Annotated in this window: 6 protein-coding genes and 1 pseudogene; 4 read left to right on the top strand and 3 right to left on the bottom strand. The window is 40.1% G+C overall.

The genetic code is table 11. The annotated features are described in order from the left end of the window. Positions 1-57 precede the first annotated feature (57 nt). A complete protein-coding gene (gene ygfZ, locus L2735_RS03975) occupies positions 58-1,017 on the top strand; it encodes a tRNA-modifying protein YgfZ (RefSeq protein ID WP_248983470.1) in 960 nt (319 codons plus the stop codon). A gap of 103 nt (positions 1,018-1,120) precedes the next feature. Here the strand turns inward: ygfZ and L2735_RS03980 are convergent. The 3 genes and pseudogenes from L2735_RS03980 to L2735_RS03990 all read right to left on the bottom strand — a co-directional run bounded on the left by L2735_RS03980 (position 1,121) and on the right by L2735_RS03990 (position 7,753). Then, positions 1,121-1,321 (bottom strand): annotated as a pseudogene (locus L2735_RS03980) (hypothetical protein). A 94-nt stretch (positions 1,322-1,415) separates the two neighbouring features. After that, on the bottom strand, positions 1,416-2,435 hold the full coding sequence (locus tag L2735_RS03985) for a response regulator (protein ID WP_248983471.1): 1,020 nt from the start codon (positions 2,433-2,435) through the stop codon (positions 1,416-1,418). A 26-nt stretch (positions 2,436-2,461) separates the two neighbouring features. Beyond that, a complete protein-coding gene (locus tag L2735_RS03990) occupies positions 2,462-7,753 on the bottom strand; it encodes a PAS domain S-box protein (protein ID WP_248983472.1) in 5,292 nt (1,763 codons plus the stop codon). Positions 7,754-8,163: 410 nt separating this feature from the next. Here L2735_RS03990 and L2735_RS03995 point away from each other — a divergent pair, with 410 nt between their 5' ends. Genes L2735_RS03995 through L2735_RS04005 form a run of 3 tightly spaced genes read left to right on the top strand, consistent with a single transcriptional unit; the run spans position 8,164 to position 12,675 of the window. After that, entirely contained in the window at positions 8,164-8,844 is a 681-nt protein-coding gene (locus tag L2735_RS03995; RefSeq protein WP_248983473.1) for an ABC transporter ATP-binding protein, read from the top strand. Then, positions 8,837-11,470: an ABC transporter permease gene (locus L2735_RS04000; RefSeq protein ID WP_248983474.1), complete on the top strand. Its 2,634-nt coding sequence runs from the start codon at positions 8,837-8,839 to the stop codon at positions 11,468-11,470. Before L2735_RS03995 ends, L2735_RS04000 begins: the two co-directional genes overlap by 8 nt. A gap of 56 nt (positions 11,471-11,526) precedes the next feature. After that, complete coding sequence (locus L2735_RS04005; RefSeq protein WP_248983626.1) at positions 11,527-12,675, top strand: lipocalin-like domain-containing protein; 1,149 nt, start codon at positions 11,527-11,529, stop codon at positions 12,673-12,675. Positions 12,676-12,749 lie beyond the last annotated feature (74 nt).

Here is a 12,749-nt window from a genome sequence, read left to right on the forward strand (position 1 = left end):
TACTGAATTCCGTTACACTCAAGCGATATCTTTGTTGGTCACCTTAGGAATTAGTATATGACACTTGCAACTGCTCAGCCTGATTGGGATTTCTTAAACACTTCCCCAGACTTATTGGTCGCCAATCTGACTCATTTAGGCTTAATTGAAATTACTGGTGAACAAGGTAAAACCTTTATACACGGCCAAGTGACCACTGACATTGTGTCTTTAAAAGACGACCAATGGCGCTGGGGCGCACACTGTGATGCTAAAGGCAAAATGATCTCAAGCTTTAGAACCTTTACCATTGATGAACAACTTTTTGCCTTATTACCTGCATCAGTACTGCCGCTGAGCTTGGCTCAATGGCAAAAGTATGCCGTATTCAGTAAAGCTGAATTAACTGATATTACAGCCAATAAAGCTATTCTTGGGTTTGCAGGCGCGAATGCCACAACATTTCTTGGCGAGCAATTTGGCGAAATTTCGGCTGAATTAACCACGTTAGATGATACGGTTATTTTGAAAGATGGTGCACGTTATATCGTCATCACCAACACTGAAAAAGCAACTCAGTTAGTTAGCGCTTCAACAAAATCATTACAAGTAGCTAGCACTTGGCAAGCGCTTGAAATCAAATCTGGTTACGCCAATATTGATGCGAACCACAGTGGGGAGTTTGTCCCACAGATGTGCAACCTGCAAGCTGTTAATGGTATCAGTTTTGAAAAAGGCTGCTACATGGGCCAAGAAACTATCGCAAGAATGAAATATCGTGGCGGCAATAAGCGAGCTTTATACATTCTTACTGGCACGACTTCTGAAACGGTTACTAGCGAAACTCAAATTGAAATAGCTGATGAAGATGGTTTTCGCCGTGCGGGTAAAGTGATTGAGTCAGTACAGCATGAAGGTAAAGTCTTACTCACTGCAGTGCTTGCTAACGACACTGAGAATGATGCCAAATTACGCATTAAAGAAGATGAAGCCAGTGAGCTTAGCGTCATACCACTGCCCTATTCTTTAGAAGATTAGACAATGATTTGAGTCAGTTATTGTCTCTAATAATTTAAGTTCAAGTCAGTTAAGCTCAGATACGCTAAAAAAAAGGATAAATACATTATGTATTTATCCTTTTTTAATTAGGGCCTGTTGATCTTTCAAGGTTGTTTTTGCAGCGAATTGTTGGCCATTTATACAAGGCAGAGACTTTGTAGTGTAGTTATTCTACATAAAAAGTCGATAACGCAGTAAAAATCGCCAACAAACGCTGCCCAAAGGGTTCGACTAAAAGCGTTTTACTCTTTGTTGGATGAATTTTGCTTAGATGACTAGGCATCAATCCATCCGCCTCAATTAAAACGCTTTTATTTCGAACAAAAATTAACCTACAAAGATCAACAGGCCCTAAAGACTGGCTTATTTAGTGATAACTAAAACGTCTCTCCATGCTCTGCTTTAATTAATTTCACATCATCTAACACAGATTTAAACTTCTCTACCAACTCAGGATCAAAGTGTTTTCCTGACTCTTTTTCAATAAGACCTATGGCGTCTTCTACAGTCCATGCTTTTTTATAAGGCCTTGCGGAAGTTAACGCATCAAACACATCAGCAATGGCGATTATTCGCCCTTCAATGGGTATTTTATCTCCAGAAAGACCATCAGGGTAACCGCTACCATCCCATTTTTCATGATGACTTAACGCAATACGTTTTGCCATCTGCAATAGAGGATCATCGTGTTCACCAATAATGGCAGCACCAATGGCAGCATGCGCTTGCATCTCTTTCCACTCATCAGCATCGAGCTTTCCTGGTTTTTTTAAAATCGCATCTGGTGTACCGATTTTTCCGATGTCATGCATAGGTGCTGCGTTATATAACAACTCACAAAAGCGAGAAGAGTGTCCGGCTGCACTTGCCAGTAACCTCGCGTAATGACTCATACGAATAACATGTAACCCTGTTTCATTATCCTTGTACTCGGCAGCTCTCCCTAGCCTTCTAATAATTTCAAATCGTGTTTCTTTAAGCTCTTTGGTTCGCAGTTCAACCTCTGACTCCAGCAACCGCTTTTGATCATATAGGCTTAAATGGGTTTTCACTCTTGCTTTAACCACTGCAGGGCTTACTGGCTTAGTAATATAATCAACAGCGCCGAGGGCAAAGCCTTGAGTTTCATCTTCTGTATCAGAAAGTGCTGTGACAAAAATAACTGGAATGTGGCAGGTAAGCGGTTCACTTTTTAATTTTTGGCAAACTTCATGGCCGCTCATGCCAGGCATCATCACATCAAGCAATATTAAATCAGGTGAAGATTTTTGAGCTAATGCGAGCGCTTTAGGTCCATCAATAGCCACTTTAACCTTATAGTCACCTCCGAGAATACCCACTAATATATCGATATTCTCAGGAGTGTCATCAACTATCAGCACGGTTGCTTTTTCCATGTTAATTACCTATTTCCTGTTTAATATTAATCTGTCGATGACTCAAACTTTTTGCGCATTTTTTGAATAAACGCGATAGCCTCTTCAAATTGATAGCCTTTAATCATTTGCCCTACAGGCTTAAGCAGTTCCCAAGTTTGTTGGTTCACTTGCTGCTGGATATCATCCATTACTTCAGTTGAACTTGCATCACCGTCATCGAGTAACATTAAAAGCTTATCTAACAATATCTGAAACTCAGTATTACTTATCAGCTCAAGTCTCTCGGTTTTCATAACCTGTTGATTGTTGTTTAACCATAAATCTATTGCTTCACATATTGACTGAACCAATTCACTTGTGGCATTAAGTTCAACTGAAAATCCCACATCGTCAATCAAGTTCTTTTCAAGTTCTTTTGCGAGTTCTGAGAGTTTGTCACTGGCTAAATTCCCAGATAAACCTTTAAGAGTATGAGCATAACGAATCGCTTCTTCTTGATTGTTAGCATCCACTGCCGCTGATATTTGAGCGGTAATATTACGTTTCCCCTCAACAAAACGAGTTAATATTTTCCGATATAGTCTTGCTGAGTTTTGTACTAGCTGTAAACCACGATCGACATCTATATCAGGGTGTTGCGGCCAAGCTTCTACTTTATTGGTCGTTGAGTTTTTAACGCTCGGTAATTCAATGTTGGTATTATTTTCACCTAAGTATTTAAGCAAGGTTTGATATAACAAAGAAACTTCTATTGGCTTAGCAACATGATCGTTCATCCCTACACTCAAACATTTTTCCTTATCACCTGCCATCGCATTTGCGGTCATCGCAACAATGGGCAGTGTTTCATAAACATTATTTTTGCGGATCTGTTCAGTTGCCTTGTAGCCATCCATCACGGGCATCTGACAATCCATTAATACTAAATCAAAATCTTGTTGGCTGAGTTTATCTAATGCTATTTGACCATTATCAGCAATGGTTAATTCGATACCCACTTGTTCTAAAAATTCTGACGCGACTTCTTGGTTCATGTCATTGTCTTCGACTAACAAGATTTTTTTACCATTTAATTGTGTTAACAAGTCTTCATTAAGCTCACTTGCTTTTGCTCTAACGGGCATATGGCCTTGTTTGCCTAATGCAGACATAATGGCATCCAGTAAACGAGATGCGCTTACCGGTTTAGTGATGTAACCATTAATTCCTTTTACATTAATAGAGTCAGTAAACTCGGTCGTTGCATGGGCTGATACCATAATAGTCAAAGGAGGATTTGAACTTTGATTGAGAATGGTATCTGCGGTTTGTAATCCATCTAATCCGGGCATTTTCCAGTCTATTAAGGCTAGTTGATAATCATGAGAATGGCACATAGATATAGCTTCGGTGCCATCTTTTGCTAATGCGACATTAAAGCCCATGCTCTTCAGCATTGTTTGTAAAATATCTCGTGCGGTTTGGTTATCATCGACAACTAAGATCTCCATTCCCTCTAGCTCTTGGGTCACTTTAAGTTGTAAGTCATCAGCCTTAGTCACATTAGTGGTAAAATAAAACGTACTACCAATACCACGCTTACTTTCGACCCCAATATCACCGCCCATTAGCTCTACTAACTGCTTACAAATCGCTAACCCTAACCCTGTGCCCCCATATTTTCGAGTCGTCGAGCTATCAGCTTGGCTAAATGATTTAAACAGCTTATTACATTGCTCAGGTGTCAAACCAATACCGCTGTCTCGTACGCTAAACTTAAGTTCAAGTTCATCGCCTTGCTGCGCAATAGAATCAATCGATAGAATAATTTCCCCACGCTCAGTAAACTTAATGGCATTATTCATCAAATTAATCAGCACTTGGCTCAGTCTTAAGGGATCGCCCAATAAATGGCTAGGAATATTAGGGGCGACAGAAAACAGCAATTCGAGTTGTTTATCTGCAGCTTTCACAGCAAACATGTCACTTAGATCTTCCAGCATGGTGTCGAGTTGAAACGGCACTATCTCAATTTCCATTTTGCCCGCTTCAATTTTTGAAAAATCTAAAATATCGTTAATAATGCCGAGTAAGGATTTAGATGCCCGCTCAATTTTTTCAACAAAGTTATGCTGTTTTTTATTCAAGTCGGTTTGTAAACAAAGGTGAGACATACCAATAATCGCATTCATTGGCGTTCTGATTTCATGGGACATATTCGCTAAGAAATCACTTTTAGCTTTGCTTGCAGCATCCGCTTCATCTTTGGCTAGCTTAAGCTCATTCGAGACCGTCATTAATGTAGTAATATCTGCCATTGAAATTACGCTAGAGGTCACTTCACCTTGATCATTTTTAATGGCGGCGAAGGTCATATCCATCCAGATCATCTCACCATTTTGGTTCTGCATTCTGGGTTCTATATTAAAGTTTTCAAATGCGCTATGAATCAGTAATTCAAATTGCTCTCTGGCTAGCACTCTATCGTCTACAACCATAAACTCGAAAAAAAGCTTTCCTTCTAAATCGTTAGAATTTATGCCAATATTTCGCCCAAAGTGTTCATTACAGTTAATGATCACCCCGTGATTATCAATATTCACAATACCCATTTCTGCGGTGTTAAGCAGCGTCCGTAAATGCCTTTCTCTATCGGCTAATCGTTTCTCGGCATTTTTACGGTCGGTAATATCCATTAGGTACCCATTCCAGAGCACCGCATCATTTGCTAGGGCTTTGCCTTTGGCACCCGCTTGCAACCAAATAATTTCACCTGAGGGATGCTGATACCTAAACTCAGTAACCCAATGTAAACCTTGTTTACTTTTGCCAGATAAGTCATCAATTATCGTCTGCCTTTCTGAATCAATAATTCTGCCAATCAGTAAGTCAAAGTCCTGCATCAACATGTCACGTGGAAAGCCAATGATGCTAATACAGGCTTCAGATAAAAAGCTGAACTCTCGCTCCGTTTCTGAACGCCATATCATTTGATACACTAAATTGGGGATTGATTCGGTGATACTTTCTAACTGTTTTTGAGAGTTTTTAATCGCTTCTAACGCTTTTTTACTTTCAGTGACATCGTTGATACTACCGTCAAACCACAAAGGCGTACCTTGCTCGTCATAGCTAGCTTTGCCCTTCTCTTGAATCCATTTTATGCTGCCATCACGATGAAAGATTCGGTATTCAACATTAAAGTTTTGTTGGGTTTTAATAGCTTCAGAAATAGCATTAAAGCATGCTGCATCGTCGTCAGGATGAATAATAGTATTGAATCTCAGTTTTTGGCTTTCAATCAAATCGCTTGCAGGATAACCCGTAATATCAGCAATATTGTTACTGACATATTCCATAATCCAATGGTCAGCAATTCGGGTTCGATATATCGCACCTGGAATATTGGCAACTAACCCTCTGAAGCGACTTTCGCTATCTTTAATTTTTTGCTCAATTGCTATCTGGTTTGTTAAGTCACGAATGCTGGCTGCAATCTGTTTTCTGCCATCATGGGCTAAAGGTAATAAAGCGAAATTAATTTCCACCAGTATTTCAGTCGCATCTGATTTTAATAACACCCAACCTTCTTTAGGTGTTGTAAATCGTGTTAATCCTTGTTCTAAAAATACTGCTCTAGCCTCATCATGTACTTTCCTAAAGCGCTCAGGAATGAGAGAGTCAACATTGAGTTTTAAAAGCTCATCAGCTTGATAGCCAACCAACTCTTGGCAACGGGTATTGGTAAAAATAATGCCACCATGCTCATCCACAATCAGCATGGCTTGAGGTGATGATTCAATAACTGCATTCGACCAAAGCGCAGCTGAAAATTGCTCAGTGACATCAGTAAATAACATTTCGACAGAAATTAATTCACCAGAATTCGTCACCAAAGGCTGCATAAATACGTCAAGTCGCCTAATGGCACCATCGGCAGCAAGCATTTCAACCTGATGAGCTGGGACCGTGCTCCCCTCAAGTGCTTGCTCCATATAATTCCAATTCAGCTCATTAATGGGGTCACTAGTGAACATCCGCTGATATTTACGCTTGAGTGTATCGGCATCCACTCCAAGTACTTTTAACACGCCATCACTGACTTGGGCTAATTGGCCATGAGGATCTAACGAGCAATAAAATGACTTATCGCTCATACCGTCAATCAAGCTTGCAAAGCGACTACCAGTAGAGTCCTTTAATGCCAACTCTCTTTCTGCGAGTAAATCAGCAAACTGATTAAACTTATTGGTTAAAGTCGACACTTCTGAAATATTGGTGTTATCAGAATCTAATCGATCAATTTTTCCTTCTCCGAAATCCATAATACCAATTTCTAGGTTTTCTAATGGTCGACTTAACCGTTTCGAAGCCAGAATACTGGTTAATAGCAGTGCAATAGATAACAGTAAGAGAATGAAAGCTAATCTTGAAAAGTTAGATAAGAAATATTGATTAAGCTCGTTATGACTTGTCGCGATCACCACTTGCCAATTTAACGATGAGACATTAGCAACACTGACTAGGAATCGATCTCCTGAAACTGTTTCAGCCTCAGTTTGGCCTGCTAAGTTATTCTCCAAAAGCGATCTCAATTGATCATTTAATGGATTATCAGACAGCCATTTTTCATTACTGCCTTTTAATTGACTATTTGCAGAGTCATAAAATATCACCTTGTCATTTTGATTGAGTACAACCAAGTTTTTACTAGGAATTTTCATCATCTGAGGTATTTTGTTTAATGCTAAATCAGCTGTAACCACTCCGTAACGCTCGCCAACATCACCAAATGCTTTTGAGTACGTCATCATCAGAATGTTGCCCGCGCCTTCATCAAAATAAGGTTCTGACCACACGCCTGTTGGACTTGCTATCGCATCGGTCCACCAGCTCCAGCTACCATCAGTATAATCATAGGCTTCTGAACCAATATCGAGGATATTGATGTTATTACCTTCACGGTAAGCGTAAGGAGCATAACGAAGTTTTTGAGTTAAAAAATTGGGACGGTAAGCAATTGCGCTTCCAAAAATACTGGGATTACGTTCAAGACGATTAATTAATAAATGTTCAATTTTATCAATGTCATCGTATAAGTTGTCGCTATCGACATAAGTTAAATAATCAGACAAACCGCGGGTAGTATTTTGAACAGAGTCCAAAACAAAACTAAGATGATTAGCAGAAAGAACAGCTTGCTGTTCTAACCGTTGATATACATCTTTTTCATGTTCTTGGTAATTAATCCAACCATTAAATCCATACACCAATGCCATAATTAAGATAAGTGGCAATGCTATATAAGCCAAAATTCGACTTCTAAAGCTGTGTAACGTTTGCTTATTTTTGTCCATAAATACAAGTCTCATTAACAAGTCAAAAATTGGTTGATGTCTATTTGCCTCGCTGCCTCGCCTGTTATCCATAACTTGGCTAACTAATACATATATTCACGCAAGGTTATTGACTGACATTGACCAATAGATCACAAGAAAGATTAAACTGCTCAAAAAACACTCTCACCACTATAACTCTTAAGCCTATGATTGCAATTACAAATATAGTTAAACAATAGACTTAACCCTAAATTCCAACTGTTTTAAAGCCTAGTCAGAGTTCGAGTCAGTCACAACTAAAGTTGCAATTTAAACCTCGAAGTTAATCATCAGCCCCAACCATAAAAATATAATTACATTTTTAGATCGATCTATAAGTTAAAAACTATCGTATGATGATGTAATTAATAGACTTACTGGAACTTGTTATGCAATCAGATGTTCGCCATGTTGTTAGCCAATTATCACAAGTCTCAAAGGGCTTTACCGATGGCGATCAATATCATCAAGTACTGGATTGTGTCGATTTAGTATTAAATACTGGTGATACCATTGCATTAACAGGACCAAGTGGGACAGGTAAAAGCACCTTACTCAATATCATTGCTGGGTTTGAAAAAATCGATTCTGGTGAACTGCGACTTCTAAATCAGCCAGCCAAAGAATGGCAAGACAGTCATTGGAGCCACTTTCGTCGTCAGCAACTAGGCATTGTTTTCCAGCAATTTAACTTATTAACGCCCCTCAATGTCATCGACAATATCCGTTTCCCTCTGCAGTTGAATAAGCTTAAATGGACCTTATGGTGTGACGAGCTGATTAATATGCTTGAACTAAATGATGTGTTAACTCGCCCTGTAGAAACTCTATCTGGCGGCCAACAACAACGCGTTGCCATTGCAAGAGCACTGGTCCATAAACCCGCGTTACTGCTTGCAGACGAGCCTACTGGTAACCTCGATGAAAAAGCGGGCCAACAAGTTATGCAATTACTTTGCGAGCTAGCCAAAGCCGCTAATACCACGGTGTTAATGGTGACCCATAGCGACTCCTGCGCAAATTATATGCAAAGGCGTTGGCATTTAGAGCAAGGTAAGATTCATGAGTAGCCAATCGTCTCAAGCCAATGACGCTACTGATAACGCTCTTAGTTACAATAACCACTCAAGGATAACTACATTAGCTGAAGTGGGTTTGAGCTTACGCGTTTTCTTCGCTCATTACCGGCACGCTCCTTTGCAAGCTGGCGCTATTTTATTAGGTATAATATTAGCTGTTACTTTACTAATAGGCGTTAAATCAACCAACGAAAATGCAGTTAGAAGTTACAGTGAAGCCACAGAATTACTCAGCCAACGAGCAAGCTTATTAATTACTCCAAACGCTGGAGAGCGTCATCTTGATGAAGAGGTTTATTTTCGCTTACGTCAATCAGGCATTAGCAATGCCCTAGCGATTGTCAATGGCTTGGTCGTTGACCCTCAAGGCAGGCGCTGGCAAATTCAGGGTAGTGATTTATTTGCAGCGATTAATCTACAAACCACTCAAACATCTTCCAGTGATAATAAGGCTGATAGTGGCAATAGCCACGGCAACTTGGTCAATCCCAATATTCCGATTGCTAAACTGCTGGCTGCTGAAAATATATTATTAATGAGCCAATCATTAGCTGATAAAGTCGCACCTAATGGCGAGTTCTTTTTACAAAACCCCAGTAACGAACAAGCACCCGGCATCAAACTTGAAGTCATCGGTCTAGATGATGACTTTGGACTTGGTAACGCCATTGTCGCTGATATTTCCTTAGCGCAAAAATTATTGAACCAGCCCAATCAACTTTCTTATATCGCGCTATTTGATAAACCTGAGCAATTAATTAGCCGTATAAATCACGCTGACTTATTACAGCAACAAGCTGGCATTACTGAACAAGATCAAGGCCAAGCACTGCAAGAGTTAACCCGTAGTTTTCATCTTAATCTTAACGCCATGAGCATGCTGGCCTTTGTAGTAGGGCTATTTATTGCCTATAACGGCGTCCGCTATAGCTTAATGAAGCGCCAAAAGTTATTGGTTCAATTACTGCAACTTGGCATTCAAAAAAATCACTTAATACTGTCATTAATCAGCGAGTTAGCATTACTGGTTATCGTCGGTTCAATCCTAGGGTTTATATTAGGGCTACAACTCAGTTTGTGGTTACAACCTATGGTTGCCATGACATTAGAACAGCTATATGGCGCCAGACTCATGCCAGGTTCATGGCAATGGCAGTGGCTTACTCAGGCGATGGGACTAACATTATTTGCAGGTTTACTTGCATGCTTGCCTTTATATAGGCAGCTCACCAATCAACCTCTAGCGAGAATAAGCACTAAAGTCAGTCAAGTGGGACAACTTATTCGTATCCATCGCATTCAATTTACTATTGCAGTAATTTGCCTGATTGGCTGCGCGTTGGCATTTCCGTTTGCAAAGCAGTATCAAGTCAGTTTAGGCCTGATGGGCATTGTTATCATTGCTATTCCACTTTTACTGCCCTTGACCATCTATAAAATAAGCCAATGGCTCGCTAGGTTGTTTCCAGCTGGAATATGGCATTACATGATTGCTGAGACCAAAGAGCTAATAGGCCCTTTGTCATTAGCCATGATGGCTATGCTACTAGCATTAACGGCCAATATATCCATGAATACTTTAGTGGGGAGTTTTGAAGTAACGCTAAAAACCTGGCTTGAGAGCCGTTTGCACGCTGATTTATATATGCGTCCATCGGGTGATAAAATCCTTCAAATACAAGATTTCTTGAATGATAAAGACAAAGTAAGTGGCGTATATACTCAATGGACGGTGCAGTCAAAATATCAAAACATGCCAATTGAGCTAGTCACCAGAGACCTATATTCAACCCAAGTCACCAGTTCATTAAAATCTCAAACCAACAACTTATGGTCTGAGTTTCAAGCTGGTAATCAAATTCTCATCAGTGAACCAATCGCCATTAAGTACAACTTAAATATTGGAGATACTTTTAGCATTGCAGCTTTTGAAAAATCAGCAGTAAACGAAGGACAGCAAGCTTCAGCACCAATAACTATTGGCGGTATATTTTTTGATTATGGTAATCCCAAAGGGCAAGTCGTCATCGACCAGACGTTATGGCAACAAGTCGGCTTACCCGAAATGCCTAAAAGCATTGCTGCTAGTTATCAAGGTGATATAAGCGAGCTGGAGCAAATGTTAGTCGACAGTAAGTTGATATCCAATGCGCAAATGTACAATCAGGCCAAGATAAAACAGCAAGCTATCACCATGTTTAAACAAACATTTTCAATCACCATGGTACTAAATAGCCTAACCTTAATCGTTGCTGCCATAGGGTTATTTAGTGCATGTTTAATGCTTACCCAAGCAAGACAAGCGCCGCTAGCAAGGCTTTATGCATTAGGTATAACTAAAGGCCAGTTAAGATTAATGACATTTGTGCAGATGCAATTGATAGTACTACTGACTTGTTTAGTGGCTTTACCTACTGGCGCCGTCTTGGGCTATCTTTTGATCAACAAAGTGACCTTACAGGCATTTGGTTGGAGTATTGCCATGTTATGGGATTGGCCTGCCTATATTCGTGTTGTGGTGATTGCTTTATCAACCAGTGCGATCGCAATCGCTATCCCACTATACTGGCAGACCAGAAAACCATTAATTAAAAGTTTGCAGCAGGAGGCAATATGAAGCCACAATTTCGTCATTGGTTTTTGGCTGCACCGAAAGTGAAGCATTCTTCTAAAATGGATCCGTCTTTTAAAGTTAAGCAAGCAGTTAATCATCTATGGCTTGTGTTGTTAGCTCTTTTAACACTTTCAGCTTGCCAGCAGCCTGAATCAAGCTCCTCTCTGAGTATGGGCGGACTACTAGGTGAGCCATCATCTCAAATGGATGACTATGATAGCGTCACTTCGGGCTACCAATTTTCTTTTCCTGATGATCACTTAAGCCATGATAACTTTCGCCAAGAGTGGTGGTATTTAACCGCCAATATGCAAACGCAGTCGGGCGAGAAACTGGGTATCCAATGGACTCAATTTAGAATTGCATTGGCTGCCGATAACGCTCAGAAAAATACTGAACACAATACAGATTGGGCAACATCTCAAATGTACATGTCCCATGCAGCCATAACCTCACAGAATCATCATCAAGCAGCAGAAAAATGGTCTAGAGGCCATCCGAATCTTGCTGATGTTAGCGCTGAGCCATTCACTGTTAAGTTAGATGATTGGCAGTGGGTGAGCGAAACCACTGGACTTTTCCCTGCTAAATTATCAGTCGCTACCGACGAATTTAGTTACCAATTATCCTTAACGAGCGATGCTCCTATGCAGTTGCAGGGAGACGAAGGGTTTAGTATTAAAAGTGCTGATGCCGCAGTCGCATCTTATTATTACAGCCAGCCTTTTATTGAGTTAAGCGGCACTATTACAAGAAATGGAATACAGGAATCAGTAACAGGTAAAGCTTGGCTAGATAGAGAGTGGAGCTCGCAATTTCTCACGAAAGCCCAACAAGGCTGGGATTGGTTTTCAATTAGGTTAGATGATGACTCTGCATTAATGGTGTTTCAGCTGCGCGGTGCTGATGAGAAAACGCCAGCGTTTTATAGCGCAAGAAGAATGTTTTCCGCTGGTTCTGGGCGAAATATTACCAGCGCACAATCCCTTGATGATATTTCTATGACACCACTCAGTTGGCAACAAACTGATAATGGTAAATACCCTACTAGCTGGCAATTAGCGATCGCCAGTGAACAAATTGATATCACTATTTCTGCATTAAACCCAAACAGCAATATGCCATTATCTATTCCTTATTGGGAAGGACCAATAAGCGTTATAGGTAGTCACAGCGGCGATGGATATATGGAGTTAACAGGCTACTAGGAATAACGACTCACTATGTAATAACGCTTGTTGATTATATTTCTACAATTAATTGGTGCCAGCAGATAAATAGC

This window comes from Shewanella olleyana (assembly GCF_023283825.1).
Classification (GTDB): domain Bacteria; phylum Pseudomonadota; class Gammaproteobacteria; order Enterobacterales; family Shewanellaceae; genus Shewanella; species Shewanella olleyana.

Coding starts and splice junctions, on each gene's coding strand:
- ygfZ (WP_248983470.1), top strand. CDS start 58: ATGACACTTGCAACTGCTCAGCCTGATTGGGATTTCTTAAACACTTCC.
- L2735_RS04000 (WP_248983474.1), top strand. CDS start 8,837: ATGAGTAGCCAATCGTCTCAAGCCAATGACGCTACTGATAACGCTCTT.
- L2735_RS04005 (WP_248983626.1), top strand. CDS start 11,527: ATGGATCCGTCTTTTAAAGTTAAGCAAGCAGTTAATCATCTATGGCTT.
- L2735_RS03985 (WP_248983471.1), bottom strand. CDS start 2,435: ATGGAAAAAGCAACCGTGCTGATAGTTGATGACACTCCTGAGAATATC.
- L2735_RS03995 (WP_248983473.1), top strand. CDS start 8,164: ATGCAATCAGATGTTCGCCATGTTGTTAGCCAATTATCACAAGTCTCA.
- L2735_RS03990 (WP_248983472.1), bottom strand. CDS start 7,753: ATGGACAAAAATAAGCAAACGTTACACAGCTTTAGAAGTCGAATTTTG.